12 protein-coding genes are annotated in these 15394 nt (G+C 68.3%); 5 read left to right on the forward strand and 7 right to left on the reverse strand.

From position 1 onward, the window contains the following. Nucleotides 1-10 precede the first annotated feature (10 nt). The gene (locus tag NL2_RS15070) at nucleotides 11-820 is read right to left on the reverse strand and encodes a transglutaminase-like domain-containing protein (RefSeq protein WP_068076515.1); all 810 of its coding nucleotides are present in this window, start codon (nucleotides 818-820) and stop codon (nucleotides 11-13) included. A gap of 5 nt (nucleotides 821-825) precedes the next feature. Then, complete coding sequence (locus NL2_RS15075) at nucleotides 826-1809, reverse strand: transglutaminase family protein (protein WP_084356122.1); 984 nt, start codon at nucleotides 1807-1809, stop codon at nucleotides 826-828. A 16-nt stretch (nucleotides 1810-1825) separates the two neighbouring features. Between NL2_RS15075 and NL2_RS15080 the strand changes: the two genes are divergently transcribed. The 4 genes from NL2_RS15080 (at nucleotide 1826) to NL2_RS15095 (ending at nucleotide 5115) form a co-directional block, all read left to right on the forward strand. After that, nucleotides 1826-2605 (forward strand): N-formylglutamate amidohydrolase, encoded by a 780-nt coding sequence (locus NL2_RS15080; RefSeq protein WP_068076516.1) that lies wholly within the window; start codon nucleotides 1826-1828, stop codon nucleotides 2603-2605. 106 nt (nucleotides 2606-2711) lie between these two features. Beyond that, a complete protein-coding gene (gene trhO, locus NL2_RS15085) occupies nucleotides 2712-3689 on the forward strand; it encodes an oxygen-dependent tRNA uridine(34) hydroxylase TrhO (protein WP_068076517.1) in 978 nt (325 codons plus the stop codon). Next, on the forward strand, nucleotides 3673-4323 hold the full coding sequence (locus NL2_RS15090) for a glutathione S-transferase (RefSeq protein WP_068076518.1): 651 nt from the start codon (nucleotides 3673-3675) through the stop codon (nucleotides 4321-4323). The genes trhO and NL2_RS15090 overlap by 17 nt, the downstream gene beginning before the upstream one ends. A gap of 222 nt (nucleotides 4324-4545) precedes the next feature. Then, nucleotides 4546-5115: a TMEM165/GDT1 family protein gene (locus NL2_RS15095; RefSeq protein ID WP_068076519.1), complete on the forward strand. Its 570-nt coding sequence runs from the start codon at nucleotides 4546-4548 to the stop codon at nucleotides 5113-5115. 77 nt (nucleotides 5116-5192) lie between these two features. On the opposite strand, the gene NL2_RS15100 is transcribed toward NL2_RS15095, so the two are convergent. The 5 genes from NL2_RS15100 to NL2_RS15120 all read right to left on the reverse strand — a co-directional run bounded on the left by NL2_RS15100 (nucleotide 5193) and on the right by NL2_RS15120 (nucleotide 12806). Further along, nucleotides 5193-6185: a hypothetical protein gene (locus tag NL2_RS15100; protein WP_157083195.1), complete on the reverse strand. Its 993-nt coding sequence runs from the start codon at nucleotides 6183-6185 to the stop codon at nucleotides 5193-5195. A 295-nt stretch (nucleotides 6186-6480) separates the two neighbouring features. Then, nucleotides 6481-9810, reverse strand: a complete 3330-nt coding sequence (locus NL2_RS15105; protein WP_068076521.1) for an error-prone DNA polymerase — start codon at nucleotides 9808-9810, stop codon at nucleotides 6481-6483. Further along, a complete protein-coding gene (locus tag NL2_RS15110; RefSeq protein WP_068076522.1) occupies nucleotides 9807-11432 on the reverse strand; it encodes a Y-family DNA polymerase in 1626 nt (541 codons plus the stop codon). The genes NL2_RS15105 and NL2_RS15110 overlap by 4 nt, the downstream gene beginning before the upstream one ends. After that, complete coding sequence (locus NL2_RS15115) at nucleotides 11323-12114, reverse strand: ImuA family protein (protein ID WP_068076523.1); 792 nt, start codon at nucleotides 12112-12114, stop codon at nucleotides 11323-11325. The genes NL2_RS15110 and NL2_RS15115 overlap by 110 nt, the downstream gene beginning before the upstream one ends. A 56-nt stretch (nucleotides 12115-12170) precedes the next feature. Beyond that, nucleotides 12171-12806, reverse strand: coding sequence for a TetR/AcrR family transcriptional regulator (locus tag NL2_RS15120; protein ID WP_068076524.1), 636 nt, complete (start codon nucleotides 12804-12806; stop codon nucleotides 12171-12173). Nucleotides 12807-13004: 198 nt separating this feature from the next. Between NL2_RS15120 and NL2_RS15125 the strand changes: the two genes are divergently transcribed. Continuing rightward, the gene (locus NL2_RS15125) at nucleotides 13005-15344 is read left to right on the forward strand and encodes a TonB-dependent receptor (RefSeq protein WP_068076525.1); all 2340 of its coding nucleotides are present in this window, start codon (nucleotides 13005-13007) and stop codon (nucleotides 15342-15344) included. The last annotated feature ends 50 nt before the right edge of the window (nucleotides 15345-15394 follow it).

The raw sequence follows: 15394 nt of genomic DNA on the forward strand, positions 1-15394 counted from the left end.
CCAGCACCGATCAGTCGGCAATCTCGTCGGTGCGCACCTCGAAACTGGCCAGCGTTGACCGGCCGAACGACGTGGTCAGCGCGGTATCCGTCGCATCGCGCCCGCGCGCCATCAGGATGCGGCCGATCCGGGGGGCGTTGTGCCGCGCATCGAACGTGCGCCACGCGCCGCCGAGATAGACCTCGAACCACGCCGAAAAGTCCATCGGCGCGGTATCGGGTGGCACGCCGATGTCGCCGAGGTAGCCGGTGCAATAGCGCGCCGGAATGTTCATGCAGCGGCACAGCGTGATCGCCAGGTGGGCAAAGTCGCGGCACACGCCCTGCCGTTCCTGATAGGCATCCCACGCGGTCTTGCTGGGGCGGGCATAGCTATAGCCGAACTCGATGTGGTTGTGGGTGAACGCCACGATCGCCTGCGCGCGCGCCCAGCCGGGTTCAATCGTGCCGAACAGCGACCAGGCCACGCCCAGCAGGCGGTCGGTCTCGCAATAACGGCTGCCCAGCAGGTAGATCAGCACATCGTCGGGCAAGTCCTCCACCGCATGCTGGATCGCGTCGGGCTCGGTCGGGTCGGGCAGACCGCTGTCCTCGATGGTGAAGTCGCACGACAGCGTCAGGCCGCCCGCGGGCACGGTCACGCGCGTGCAGATGTTGCCGTAATCGTCGAGGTAGTCGTAGATCGGCACCTCGGGCGTGGCGACGATGCGCTGCGCCGTGGTCAGGTCCTTGTTGCGCGACGGATGGATGCTGAGCATCGCCATCATCGGCGTGGGGACGTCGCACTTAAATCGGATGTCGTAGCCGGCTCGGATCAGCATCTTGATTACCTCGGCGATGGAAGTGGGGGCGATGGAAATGGGGGCGATGGAAATGGGGGCGATTGGGATGGAGACGATTGGAATGGAGCGGGGGCGGACGAGGTGACGGATGCGTCGGCGGGCTCGACGGCGATGCCGACCGACACGTCCATGCCGACAAAGCTGCCCGGAAAACCGGCCCAGGTGCCCGAAATCGGCACCGCCTGGTAAATGTCGCGCGTGACCGCGACGCGGATCAGGCCGTTGTTGCCGACGATGCCGTTGGTCGGGTCGAATTCGATCCAGCCGGAGCCGGGCAGGTACACGCGCACCCACGCATGGGTGTTGCCCCCGCCCAGCCGCGCGGTGCGCGCGTTGGGGTTATAGACGTAGCCCGACACGAACCGCGACGCGAAGCCCAGCGCGCGAACCGCCTCGATCATGAACATCGCATAGTCGCGGCAGGTGCCGCGCATCAGTTCCAGCGTCTCGATCGGCGTCTGCGTGCCCTTGGCGTGGCGCGGCACATAAGTGAACTGGCGGCGGATCGCCTCGGTCATGTCCGACAGCATCGCCAGCGTGTCGGTCGGCCCGCTGGGGTTGACGAAGCGGCGCGCCCAGCTGTCGATCCGGCGCTGCGGATCGAGGTGCTGGCGCTCGATCGAGCGCAGCAAGTCGGGCATTTCCTCCGACGAATACGTGAACGGATAACGGCGCGCGTAATCCTCGATGTGCACCGACTGCGGATCGCCCGGCCGGTGATCGAGCCGGATGCGGCTGTCAATGGAAAGGCGCTTGGCGCGGCGGCCGAACGTGGCGATCGCCACCGAATTGCCGAACACGTCCTGCAGCCAGCGCACTTCCGTGGGCGCGGGATCGATCGTCAGCGATCCTTCGAGCAAGTGCTGGTCATAGCTTTCGCGCGGCCGCACCATCAACCGATGTTCGCCAAAGCTGGCCGGCTGGGTGTAGGTATAGGTCGTGACGTGCGAGAGGTTGAGCAGTGGCATCGAAGTTCCGCAATCCATGACCGCCGACCAAGGCCCGCACCTGCTTGCAGCCGGCGACCTGCCGCCCGCTATCGTCACAAACCCCGCTGGCGGCGCTTCGTTCCTCCTGATCGGCGATCATGCGGGCCACGCCGTCCCTTCGGCGCTGGGTTCGCTCGGGCTGGCGGCGGCGGAACTGCAGCGCCACATCGCCATCGACATCGGGGTCTCGTCGCTGGGCCGCGCATTGTCTGCGGTGCTTGACGCCCCGTTCGTCGAACAGCGCTATTCGCGGCTGGTGGTTGATTGCAACCGCTGGCCCGATGCGGTCGACCTGATCGCGCCGGTCAGCGACGACACGCCGATTCCCGGCAATGTCGGGCTTTCCGCCATGGCCCGCGAACAGCGGATGACGGAGATCTTCGAGCCCTATCACCAGGCCATCGCCGACACGATCGCTGGCCGCAGCGCAGGTGGCCAGACGCCGTCGCTGATCGCGCTGCACAGCTTCACCCCGGTGATGAACGGGTTTTTCCGACCCTGGCACATCGGCGTCCTGCACGATGAAGGCGACACGCGGCTGGCGCTGGGCTTGCTGCGCCACCTTAAGCAGGTGCCCGACGTGTGCGTGGCCGACAACGAGCCCTACCGGATGGACGCGACCGACTACACCGTGCCCCGCCACGCCTATCGCGCCGGCCTGCCTTACGTCGAGATCGAGGTGCGGCAGGACCTGCTGGCGGACGACGCGGGAGTGGCGAAATTCGCCCGGATTCTGGCAGACGGCCTGTTGGCGGCAGCAGCAACGCTCGTCTGAGCGCAACCTGCGCTATCGCCACAGCGGAGCACGGTGCTATCGGGCGGCGAAACCCCTTCGTACCGCCCGGCTTTGGCTGGGTGCGCCATAGCCGGACTAACCAGACGTGACCGATCCCAACCTCCCGATCCGCGTCGCCGCGCTGTACCACTTCGTGCCGTTTGCCGATTGCCGGGGCTTGCGCGATCCGCTGGCCGCGCTGTGCGAGCACCTTGGGATCAGGGGCACCATCCTGCTCGCGCCCGAGGGGATCAACGGCACCGTCGCCGGATCGCCCGACGCGATTACGCACGTGATCGACCACCTCCGCGCGCTGCCCGGTTGCGCCGGGCTGGAGGTCAAGCTGTCGGGCGCGGCGGAGATGCCGTTCCACCGCATGAAAGTGCGGATCAAGCGCGAGATCGTGACGATGGGCCAGCCCGCGATCGATCCGCTGACCGACGTCGGCCACTATGTCGCGCCCGAGGACTGGAACGCGCTGATCGCCGATCCCGCGACGATCGTGATCGATACCCGGAACGACTACGAAGTCGCGGTCGGCACGTTTGCCGGTGCGGTCGATCCCGACATCGCCACGTTCCGCGACTTTCCCGCGTGGTTCCGCGCCCGGCGCGCCGCGCTGTTGGGCGAAGGAACGCCGCCGCGCGTGGCGATGTTCTGCACCGGCGGCATCCGCTGCGAGAAATCGACCGCGTTCCTCAAGGCCGAAGGGCTGGACGAAGTCTATCACTTGCGCGGGGGGATCCTCAAATACCTTGAGACCGTGCCCGAGGACGAGAGCCTGTGGCAGGGCGAATGCTTCGTGTTCGACCAGCGCGTGACCGTGCGCCACGGCCTTGCGCCGGGCAGTTACGGCCTGTGCCACGCCTGCCGCCGCCCGGTGCGCGCCGCCGACCGCGCCTCGCCGCTGTTCGAGGACGGGGTGAGCTGCCCCGCTTGCCACGCCGAACGCAGCGACGCGCAGCGCCAGGGCTATCGCGAGCGGCACAAGCAGGAACGGCTCGCCGCGCAGCGCGGGACGACGCATGTTGGGGCGGCGGGCGCGGCGGCGACCGGTGAGGCAGGCGATGACCCCCACGGCTAGGCCGGTCCTCTACAGCTTCCGGCGCTGCCCTTACGCGATGCGCGCGCGGCTGGCGCTGCTGGCCAGCGGCACGGCGTGCGACATCCGCGAAGTCCGGCTGGCGCGCAAACCGCCGGAATTGCTCGCCGCATCCGCCAAGGCGACGGTCCCGGTCATGGTGCTGCCCGACGGCAGCGTCATCGACCAAAGCCTCGACATCATGCGCTGGAGTCTGGCGCGCGCCGATCCCGAAGGCTGGCTCGATCGCGACGACCCCGCGCTGATCGCCGCCAACGACGGCCCGTTCAAGCACCACCTCGACCGCGCCAAGTACCCCGACCGCCACGACGGTGATCCCGCCCCGCACCGCGCGGCATGCGTGGCGCTGCTCCATGAGTTGGAACCCCGGCTGGCGCGGGCGGACAACCTGTGCGGCACCGCGCGCGGGCTGGCGGACATGGCGATCCTGCCGTTCGTGCGCCAGTTCGCGGCGATCGACACGGCGTGGTTCGCGGCCCAGCCATTGCCCGGCGTGCAGCGCTGGCTGGCGCGTCACCTCGGCTCGGCACTGTTCGAGGGCGCGATGGTGCGGCTCGATCCGTGGCAGGCGGGCGATGCGCCGGTCGTGTTCGCCAGCGCTAACTCAACAGGTTGACGAAACCGCTTTGCCGGCCCAACAGGCCGATGTCATCTGGGGAGTAGCCAGCCGTTCATCGCGAACGGGCCCGTGCGTCAACATGCTCGATCTAGCGATCGTGGTGCGCGGGGAACGCCAAGGCGTTCGGGCGAGACCAATGGCATCTCACCTCCGTCCGGGTCGGGCGGCGGGTGTGATGTCCGTTGGAATTGCCGAGCCGCCCGACCCCGGAGACATATCTTGGAAGCCCTGCTCACATCGACCGCCGTGGTCGCCCTCGCCGAAATTGGCGACAAGACGCAGCTGCTGGCGATCCTGCTGGCCACGCGGTTCCGCAAGCCCTGGCCGATCGTGGCGGGCATCTTCTTTGCGACGATCGCCAACCATTTCCTCGCCGCGCTGCTGGGATCGGAAGTCGCCTCGTTCCTCGACGGGCACTGGTTCCGCTATGCGGTCGCCGCCTCGTTCATCGCCATGGCGATCTGGACGCTGATCCCCGACAAGATCGACGATCTGGAGGACAAGCCCGCCCGCTTCGGCGCGTTCGTGACCACGGTGGTGGCGTTCTTCCTGGTCGAGATGGGCGACAAGACCCAGATCGCCACGGTGGCGCTGGGCGCACGCTTTCACGATGTGGTGCACGTCACCATGGGCACCACCATTGGCATGATGCTGGCCAATGTGCCCGCGGTGTTCCTGGGCCACGAACTGCTCAAGCACGTGTCGCTGAACGTGGTGCGCATCGTGGCCGCGACGCTGTTCCTGCTGATCGGCCTGTGGCTGCTGGCGCAGACCGCCGGGCTGGTGTGAGGGTTTTTGCCGACTGACGTCGGATACGGCACCGGCCCGCTAACCCGAGCGGGCCGGTGCCGCCTCCATCAGAAAATTCAGGCCACCTCACGCAGGATCGCGGCGACGTCCATCTCGGGCGGCAGCGAGGGGTTTGTGGTGTGCCATGTCGGCACCCACGAATCGGGCTTGTGCCCCCACATATTGAGCTGGCCCAGCGCATCGAACAGCCCGAGATACTGGTAGTATTTCGCGCCCGGCGCATCCGCCGCGATCGGGCAGCCCAGCGTGACCACCTTCACCCCATGCGTCTGGCCCGCATCGAGCGAGCGCAGCGCATTGCCGATCTGCAGCGCGCCCTTGCTGTGCCCGACCAGCATTCCGAACGGCCGGGCGCGGTCCTGCATCAGCGCGTGCAACACGTCGGACGATCCCGAGCCGCTGCGGAACACCGGCGCGCCGTGCAAGGTGGGGGCATCGGGCACCGAAGCCGGCAGTTGCCGCCCGACCGCAGCGGCCTTGGGCGCGGCGTTGGCCAGCGCGTTCTGGACCACGGTCTTGGTGCCCAGCCAGTCGTGCAGGCCAAACCCGAACCACCCGCCCAGCGCCTGCTGGACGACGTCGGCCACGCCATAGCCCGGCACGATTGCCAGCACCGGCTTGCGCAAGGCCTTGGACACCGCCCACGCCAGCGCCGCGCTGCCCAGCGCCGAACTGCCGACGCCGGTGATCGTCGCGACATCCACCGCGCGCGTCTCCGGGTAGGGTGAGGTCAGGTAGGCTTCGACGCTGATGTACTTGTGCACATACGGCGCGGTCGCGGCATCGATCAGCAGCAGCGAGCCTTCGGGATCGGCCAGCGCATCGAAATCGATGATCCGCGACGGCAGCTTCTCGCCCGCCGCCGCCATCGCCTTGTCCAGCCCGGCGAAATCGGCGCGCAGCCCCGGCACATCATAGAACACGCCGTCGAGCGCGGTGTTGACCGTGCGGCAGGCCTGGACCGCAGACTTTACCAGCGCAGTGGGAAGTTCGAACTGCGCAAGGCCGGGAATGCCGGCTGGCTCGGGCTGGTTGGTTCCTGGCGTCATCGCGGTATCCCCCATGGCGAGTCCCGATCGTACCGGAATTCGTGCTGCAGCGCAGCAAAATGCGGGTGTGACGGGATGATCCGGGCGGCGTTTGCGATGAGGGGTGGGTGGTTTGAACATGATGCGCGATATCTGAATCCCCCGCTCATGGTGAGGAGGGGCTGAGCTCGTCGAACACCCGTCTCGAACCACTGCCCCGAACTACCGGTCTGTGCTTCGAGACGCCATTTCGACAAGCTCAACGGCTCCTCAGCATGAGCGGTTTTGATTGACCGCACGATGCTCAACCTGCCGTTCAATGAAAATCGCGCGATCTTGGCAGGATCCGGACGTTGCGCGGGTGGCCGTGGCGGGTGGGGCGCGGGGGTAGCGCGCCGGGCGACCCGACCTCGTCGGCGCGGGACAGCGGCGGAACCAGCAATGGCGGCTCCACCTGCCCCCCCGCGCCCTGCCCTTCTGCCAGCCGGTCCAGCATCGCGGTGCGGTCGATGATGCGCGCGGCCATCAGGTGGACGACGCCTTCGTTGCTGCGCTGGATCTCGCCCTCGATCAGCATCAGCCGCGACGCCATCACCACGTTGCGCTGCCGTTCCATGTCGCGCGCCCACAGCAGCGCGTTGACGATGCCGGTCTCATCCTCGATCGTGATGAACACCGCGTTGCCCTTGCCCGGCCGCTGGCGGATCAGCACCACCCCGGCGGTGCGGACCTTGCGGCCATCGGGGGTGGCGTTGGTTTCGGCGCAGCTCAGCACGCCCTCGCCCGCCAGCGCGGCGCGCAGGAACTGCATCGGGTGCGCTTTGAGCGACAGCCGCAGCGTCTGGTAATCGGTGACCACTTCCTCGGACAAAGCCATCGCGGGCAGCGCGGCGTCGGGCTCGCGGCCCAGTTCCGCCGCATCGGCAAAGGCGAACAGCGGCAACTGGTCCGACGGGGTGCGCCGTGCTTCCCACAGGCTTTCGCGTCGGCCCAGCCCGAGCGAGCTGAACGCATCTGCATCGGCCAGCATGCGCAAGGCGGCGGGCGGCAGCGCCGCGCGATGGGCGACATCCTCGATCGAGGCGAACGGTCCGGTTGTCCGCGCGGCGGCGACCGCGTTCGCCCAGTCCTGGCGGAACCGGTTGATCTGGCGCAGACCCAGGCGGATCGCCAGCGCCCCGCCATCGTCTGAACCCGGCTCGAGCACGCTGTCCCACGCGCTGGCGCCCACATCGACCGGCCGCACCTCCACCCCGTGCTCGAGCGCATCGCGGACCAGCTGCGCCGGGGCATAAAACCCCATCGGCTGCGAATTGAGCAGCGCGCAGGTGAACACCGCCGGCTGGCGGCATTTCAGCCATGACGAGATATACGCCAGCCACGCAAACGCCTGCGCATGGCTTTCGGGAAAGCCGTATTCGCCGAAGCCCTTGATCTGTTCGAAGCACCGTTCGGCGAAATCGAGCCGGTAGCCGCGCGCCACCATCCCCCCGATCATCTGTTCCTGATAGCGGTGCATCGTGCCGACGTTGCGGAACGTGGCCATCGCGCGGCGCAGCCCATCGGCTTGCGCGGGGGTGAATTCGGCGGCGACCATCGCCAGCTTCATCGCCTGTTCCTGAAACAAGGGCACGCCCAGCGTCTTGCTCAGCACATCGCGCAGTTCGTTGGGATCGTGCGGCGGCGCGGGAGACGGATACACCACCACTTCCTCGCCGCTGCGCCGGCGCAAGTACGGATGCACCATCCCGCCCTGGATCGGGCCGGGGCGGACGATCGCCACCTGGATCACCAGATCGTAAAGCTTGGTCGGCTTCATCCGCGGCAGCATGTTGATCTGCGCGCGGCTTTCGACCTGGAACGTGCCGATGCTGTCGCCTTTGCGCAGCATGGCATAGACCGCCGGATCCTCTACCGGCACGCGCTGCAGGTCATGCTCGCCTAGCCCGTGCAGCCGCATCAGTTCGAAGCTTTTGCGGATGCAGGTGAGCATGCCCAGCGCCAGCACATCGACTTTCATCAGCCCCAGCGCGTCGATATCGTCCTTGTCCCATTCGATGAACGTGCGATCGGGCATGGCGGCGTTGTGGATCGGCACCAGTTCGTCCAGCCGCCCCTCGGTTAGCACGAAGCCGCCGACGTGCTGCGACAGGTGGCGAGGCATGTCGAGCAGCTGCCCCACCAGTTCGCGCAGCCGCGCGATCTCGGGATTGGCGGGATCGAAACCGGCCTCGCTCACGCGCGTATCGGGAACATCGTCGCCCCAGTGGCCCCAGATCGTCCCCGCCAGCCGCGCGGTGATGTCTTCGGTCAGCCCCAGCGCCTTGCCCACTTCGCGGATCGTGCTGCGCGGGCGGTAGTGGATCACGGTGGCGGCGATCCCGGCGCGTTCGCGGCCATAGCGGCCGTAGATGTACTGCATCACCTCCTCGCGCCGCTCATGCTCGAAATCGACGTCGATATCGGGCGGTTCGTTGCGTTCTTCCGACATGAACCGCGAGAACAGCAGCGTGTTGGCCACCGGATCGACCGAAGTGATGCCCAAAAGGTAGCACACCACCGAATTGGCCGCCGATCCGCGCCCCTGGCACAGGATCGGCGGATCGAGGCGGCGCGCATACGCCACCACATCGTGCACGGTCAGGAAATAGCACGCGTAACCGCGCGAGCGGATCAGCCCCAGTTCGTCGCGGATGGTCCGGTCCCACTCGGCGGGCAGGCCATCGGGGAAACGCGCCTGCGCCGCCGTCATCACCAGATGTTCCAGCCAGCCTTGCGGATCCCAGCCCTCTGGCACCGGCTCGTGCGGATATTCGTAGCGCAAGTCGTCGAGCGTGAAGACGATGCGCGACAGCAGATCACCGGAAGCCGCGACCGCCTGCGGGCAGGCGCGGAACAGGCGGGCCATTTCGTCGGGCGCCTTCAGATACCGCTCGGCATTGGCGAGCAGCCGCCTGCCGGCGTCGTGGATGGTCGTGCCTTCGCGGATGCAGGTCATGATATCGTGCAGCGCGCGCGCTTCGGGCCGGGCATACAGCGCATCGTTGACCGCGAGCAGCGGCACGCCGGTTTCCGCGCCGAGCGCCTGCAGCCCCGCCAGCCGCCGCGCATCGGCCCCGGCGCGGGGCATCGTCGCCGCCAGCCAGACGGCATCGGGGCGGGCATCGGCCAGAATGCCCAGGAGAGCCGCGTCTCCGCCCGTCGCGATCAGCAGCAAGGCTTCGGCATGATCGAGCAGGTCGGGCAGGTGGAGCAGGCATTCGCCCTTTTGGGCGCGGCGGTTGCCCAGCGTCAGCAGCCGCGTCAGCCGTCCCCAGCCGTGGCGCGTGGCCGGGTAGGCGATGATGTCGGGCGTGCCGTCGGCAAACACCAGCCGCGCGCCGACCACCAGCCGGAAGCCCCCGTCCCTCTTGCCGTCCGCCCTGCCGGGACTGCCCGGATCGGCGGGATCGGGCGCCAGATCGCGCCAGGCAACGTGCGCACGCACCACGCCCGCCACGGTGTTGCGATCGGCGATGCCGATGCCCGCCATGCCCAGCGCATGCGCGCGCTGCACCATCTCGCCCGGATGCGAGGCCCCGCGCAGGAACGAATACCCGGTCGCCGCCGCCAGTTCGGCAAAGCGGGTGTGCGGCGCGGCGGTCACGCGAACAGCCCATGCAGATACCAGCGCGGATCAGGCTTTTCATCGTACAGGCCGTGGCGGAACAGCCAGTAACGACGGCCGCGCACATCCTCGATCCGGTAATAGTCGCGGGTGAGGCTGCCTTTGCCGTCATGCTCGCCGCCGCGATGCTTCCACCATTCGGCGGCGATCCGCTCGGGCCCTTCGTACAGCCGCACCTCGTGCGACTTGCGCCGCCAGCGAAAGCGGTGCGGCGGCCCATCGGGCACCGCCGCGATCACCTCCACCGGCTGCGGCGGATCGAACAGGAACAGCGGGCGCATCGGCGGTTCGCCCGGCGGCGGCGCGGGCCAGCGTAGCGGAGCACCGCCGTGGATCGCAGGCAGCGCGAGTTGCCCCTGCTCGGGGATGTGGCTGGCGCGCGGGGCCAGGCGGCGCAGGCAATCGGGGCCCAGCCGCGTGCTCAGCCGGTCGATCAGCTCGGCCAGCACGGCATCCGCATCCGGCCCGGCTTCACCGCTCCCGCCGCAGTCCAGCGCAGGCTGCAGCGCCTCGAGCGGCTCGGCCACGCGCACCGTCAGCGTCATGCTGTCGTACCCGAAGCCGGGGTCGAGCGGATCGGCGAGCGTGGCGATCCGTTCATCGAACAGGCGCAGCACCAGCGCCGGATCGCGCGTGGGTGCGGATGTCGCGATGTCGAGCCGGCGTTTCGCGCCATCGCTGCGGAACAGCATCAGCCGAAACCCGCGCCCGCCCAGCGCGCGCCCTGCCAGCGCCGCCGCCGCTTCGTGCAGCAGGTCGAGCAGCGTTCGCGCGATCGTGTCCTGATGGGTCACCGGCTCGGCAAAGCGGCGTTCGAAGCGCAGCGGCACGCGCGGTGCCAGCGTCACGAGCGGACGCGGCGCGCTGCCGCCGGCATCGCCGGTCAGGCCGTGCAGCGCGGCGACCGCCCCCGCACCGAACCGCGCGGCGATGCTCGCGGCAGGGCGCACCGCGACGTCGCCCACCGTCTTCAGCCCGGCGCGCTGCAACCCCACGGTTGCCAGCGGATCGAGCCCCAGCGCCTCCACCGGCAGCGCGCGGATCGCGGTGCGTTCATCTGCATCATCCGACGCACAAGCATGGCGCGCCAGCGCCTGCGCGGCATCGGCGGTGGCGGCGATCGCGCGGCGCAGCGTCATGCCGGCTTGCGCCAGCCGGTCCTCGACGGCTTCGGCCAGCCGCTCCGCGCTGCCGAACAGGTGCGCGACGCCGGTGATGTCGATCGTGATCCCGTCGGGCCGCGCCAGCGACACCAGCGGCGAAAAGTCCATGCACTGCCGCGCCAGATCGTCCAGCCAGTGGCGGTCGGCGCTTTCGTCCATGCCCACCGCGACCAGATCGGGCTGGCGCGCGCGCGCATCGGCCAGCGTCAGGCCGGGAACGATCCCCAGCGCCAGCGCGCGTGCATCGACCGCCGCCAGCCGTGGCGCGTTCCGGACCTTGGTGACGAACGCCAGCGGAGCATCGCCCGCAGCGCCATCGCCCGCAGCCTCAGCCGGCGCGGCGCAGCGGTCCGGCTCCTGCATCCGCAGCCGGTCGGCGCAAAGGAACGGGAACCACAGCGCCAGATACTGCCGCGTCCCGGAACGTACATTGGTCACGGTTCCACTCCAGCCGCCAGCGCAGGCCCGACAGGCCCGATTTCCGGCGCAACAATTCGATATCGAACGTCGGCGCGCCCGGCGCGTTGGCGGCCAGCGCCTGCGACGGGGCCGACGCCACCGACCAGCGCGTTTCCGCCGCGCTCGGCGCGGGTTCGGCGCCGGTGCGCAGCAGCAACAGCAGCGTGCCCGATCGTTCGGCCGCCAGCGACAAGCGGCGGCTGGCAGTCAGGTCCAGTTCGCGCATCGCGCCCCAGCCTTCGATCACGACCACGCCGAACCCGCCGCTGCGCAGCGCATCCACGCCCGCGCGCAGCAAGCTCTTCGTATCCTCGCCCAGCACGAACAGGCAGGTTTCGGGCGCGCCGCCCAGTTCGGCCCAGCCCGCCCCCTGCATCACCCCGCCAGCCCGCACCGCCTGCCGGGGCCGCAGCCACACGACAGGCCGCGCGTTGCCGGTGGTGCCGATCGCCAGCGTGGCGACAAAGCCGGCGGCGGCGGCCACGTCATCGGGTTCGGCGGCATAGAATTCATGGATCCGGCCGTGGGCGAAACCCCCGCCCAGGGCAGTGTCGACATGCGCGATCCCCGTCGCCCAAGGGGGCCTGCCGGTGGCCTGCCCACGATTTTCCAGCCCCCCTGCCGGGGTGTTTGCGGGGAAGGAGGGGAACGCGACTCGCATTTGTTCTTGATATGTTCTTTAGCCGATTCCCGCAAGGGCTGCGCCACACTTGCGCGCTACCGGGGTCCGACGGCCAGTCCGTTCCCCAGCATGTCCCCGGCCACGGCGGCGATGTCCTCGATCGGGCGTTCGCCGTCCCACACGCCATAGCGCAAGCCCAGGAACACGTTCATCCCCATCAGCGCCCACGCACGCACTTCGGCGTCGCCGGGGCGCAGCAGGCCCTGCGCCGCCCCCGCCTCGAGCCGCGCCGTAATCAGCGCCGCGATCGCCTCGTAATGCGTACGATAGCTGGCCGGATTGGCGAATTCAGCCTCGTCGATGATGCGGTAGACTTCCTTGTGCTCGCGCACGAAGGCCAGGAAACCGGTGAACGCCTCGCGCTCCAGCGTCAGCCCGGTGCTGCCTTCGCGAATTGCGGCGCGGCTGGCCGACGCGACGCGGCTCGACATGTCGCGCACCAGCGCCATGAAGATCGCGTCCTTGGAATCGAAATAGGTATAGAAGCTGCCCAGCGCCGTGCCCGCGCGCCGGGTGATGCCGCTGATCGAAGCGTCGTGGAACCCGCTCTCGCCGAATTCGGCAGCGGCGGCATCGAGCAGCCGACGCAACGTTTCGCGACCGCGCGCCGTGCGCGGCGTCTTGCCGGGGCTCGCCGGTCCCTGCGCAGCCGTGCTGCCCTGCGCCATCATCCGTGCTCCCCGTCGCTCTACCGGCTTGCCGCCCCTGCACCGGCCATTGCTGCAGGCCATCCGCGTGGTCGTGTTGCCGTCGTGCAACGTGCGTAACGCTATTTCAGCGCGGCGACAATCCAAAGTTGAAAGTCGGTTCATGTTTCAATAACACGACTCCCAGACGGACACCGGTCCGCAAGAGGGAGCCTGAAATCCATGACCCGTTCGTTCGCCCGCGGCGTGCTTGCCGCCTCCACCGCGCTTGTCGCGCTGACCGCCGTTCCCGCGTTTGCGCAAGGCGCGCCCGCCCCGGCCGACACACGTGACAGCGCCTCGATCGACGCCAACGGCGAAATCCTGGTCATCGCGCGCAAACGCGAGGAACGGCTGGTCGATGTGCCGATCGCGATCACCGCGCTCAACTCCGATGCGCTGGAGCGTGCCGGGGCCAAGGACCTGTCGGGCGTTCAGGGCGCCATCCCCAACGTCAACATCGTGCAGGGCCGCGGCTCTGCCAGTTCGGCCAACTTCTTCATCCGCGGCATCGGCCAGCCCGATGCGCTGCAGACGTTCGATCCGGCGGTCGGCGTCTATGTTGACGGGGTCTACCTCAGCCGCATCCAGGGCGCGCTGCTCAACCTGTTCGATGTCGAGCGGGTCGAAGTGCTGCGCGGCCCGCAAGGCACGCTTTACGGCAAGAACACCATCGGCGGCGCGGTCAACGTGGTGTCCAAGAAGCCCGACCTCACCACGCTGAAAGGCGAGGCCAGTTTCACCTACGGCCGCTTCAACGAACTGACCGGCAAAGCCTATGTCTCCGCACCGCTGGTGGCCGACAAGCTCGCGCTGTCGCTCGCCGGGGTCTATGACACGCGCGACGGGATCGTCACCGATCCGCGCACCGGCCGCAAGTACAACGACCGCGACAACCTCTCGGGCCGCGCGATCCTGCGCGCCAGGCCATCGGACACGGTCGAGGTGCTGATCGCGGGTGACTACACCCGCCAGCGCAACGCCGCGACGCTGGGCTACCTGACCGCGCCGCTGGTGCAGACCAACTTCGCCACCGGCGCGACTGTGCTGTCGCCCGCCAACCCCTATGGCCCGTACAACTATCAGGCTTCGACCAGCCTCGCGCCCGGCCAGGGCCAGAAGCTCGATCACTGGGGCGTGTCGGGCACGATCAACCTCGACCTGTCGGACGCGCTGCAACTGACCTCGATCACCGCCTACCGCCGGCTCAAGACCGACTTCTTCATCGATATCGACGCCACCCAGTTCCAGCTCGGCGACGTGTTCGTGGGCACCCGCCAGCACCAGTTCAGCCAGGAACTGCAGCTCAAGTACAGCTCGGACAAGCTGAAGGGCGTGGTCGGGCTTTATTACCTCAACGAGCAGGTCAATTCGCACCAGGAAGCCTATGCCAACGACCTGTTCAAGTTCGGTGCGGCGCCGGTCACCTTCACCCGCTTTATCGATGACCAGCAGAACACCAAGAGCTATGCCGCGTTCGGCCAGCTGACCTACGAGCTGACCGATCGTCTCTCGCTCACCGGCGGCCTGCGCTACACGCGCGAGGACAAGAACTACCACCGCTGCACGACCACGGCATCGAACCTGGGCCTGCTCAACGCGATCAAATACTGCTTCCCCGAGAACCTGCCAGCGCCGTTCACCGGCATCGGCAAGGTCAGCTACGACGCGTGGACGCCGATGGCGAGCCTGGCGTTCAAGCCCACGCCCGACACGCTGCTGTATGCCTCGGCCAGCCGCGGCTTCAAGTCGGGCGGGTTCAACGGCCGCGTCAATTCCAACGGCGACATCTCGGTCACGGTCAACGGCGTCACCACCGTGGTTCCCAACTTCAAGCCCGAAAAAGTGTGGACGTACGAAGCCGGCGCCAAAGGCAGCTTCCTGAACGGCCGCGTGCGCCTGTCGGCGGCCGCGTTCTATTCCGACTACCGCGACTTCCAGGCGCGCGTCGGCAACGGCACCAACGTCGGGCTTGGCGGCAGCTTCCCCGTGCTCAACGCGGGCAAGCTGCGGATCGCCGGCTTCGAATTCGAGGCCGCGGTGCGCCCGACCGACGCGCTGACGCTGACCGGGACGGTCGGCTACCTTAACGCCAAGTACAAGCAGTTCGACGATCCGCGCCGGCTTCCGCCTGTGGGCGGGGCGGCGTTCAGCTGCAACCCGACCGGCAACGCCATCACCTGCAAGCCCGCGTTCGCGCCGCCGCTGACGATGCGCGTCGGCGCCGACTACCGTATCCCGCTGGGGTCCGCCGGGCTGACGCTGGGCGGCGACGTGCGCTTCATCGACAAGCAGTACCTGTCGGTCGACAACCGCCCGGGCCTGACCGAGCCGGGCTATTTCATCGGCAACCTGTATGCGCAGGTCGATTTCGCGCGGTTCTACTTGCGCGGCTCGGTCAAGAACGTGGGCAACGAACTGTACAAGACCGACGGGCAGGAGTTCAGCTCGGTCGGCAACATCCAGACCGCCTACTACGGCGACCCGCGCACGTGGAACGTGACCGTGGGCGTGCGCTTCTGAGCGCTCGCCCGCCGCGACACGCTGGCTGCACCGGCCCGATGGCCCCGGCG

It is taken from the genome of Novosphingobium lentum NBRC 107847 (assembly GCF_001590965.1).
GTDB lineage: Bacteria > Pseudomonadota > Alphaproteobacteria > Sphingomonadales > Sphingomonadaceae > Novosphingobium > Novosphingobium lentum.

Coding starts and splice junctions, on each gene's coding strand:
- NL2_RS15075 (WP_084356122.1), bottom strand. CDS start 1,809: ATGCCACTGCTCAACCTCTCGCACGTCACGACCTATACCTACACCCAG.
- NL2_RS15100 (WP_157083195.1), bottom strand. CDS start 6,185: ATGACGCCAGGAACCAACCAGCCCGAGCCAGCCGGCATTCCCGGCCTT.
- NL2_RS15090 (WP_068076518.1), top strand. CDS start 3,673: ATGACCCCCACGGCTAGGCCGGTCCTCTACAGCTTCCGGCGCTGCCCT.
- NL2_RS15125 (WP_068076525.1), top strand. CDS start 13,005: ATGACCCGTTCGTTCGCCCGCGGCGTGCTTGCCGCCTCCACCGCGCTT.
- NL2_RS15070 (WP_068076515.1), bottom strand. CDS start 820: ATGCTGATCCGAGCCGGCTACGACATCCGATTTAAGTGCGACGTCCCC.
- NL2_RS15115 (WP_068076523.1), bottom strand. CDS start 12,114: ATGCGAGTCGCGTTCCCCTCCTTCCCCGCAAACACCCCGGCAGGGGGG.
- NL2_RS15080 (WP_068076516.1), top strand. CDS start 1,826: ATGACCGCCGACCAAGGCCCGCACCTGCTTGCAGCCGGCGACCTGCCG.
- NL2_RS15120 (WP_068076524.1), bottom strand. CDS start 12,806: ATGATGGCGCAGGGCAGCACGGCTGCGCAGGGACCGGCGAGCCCCGGC.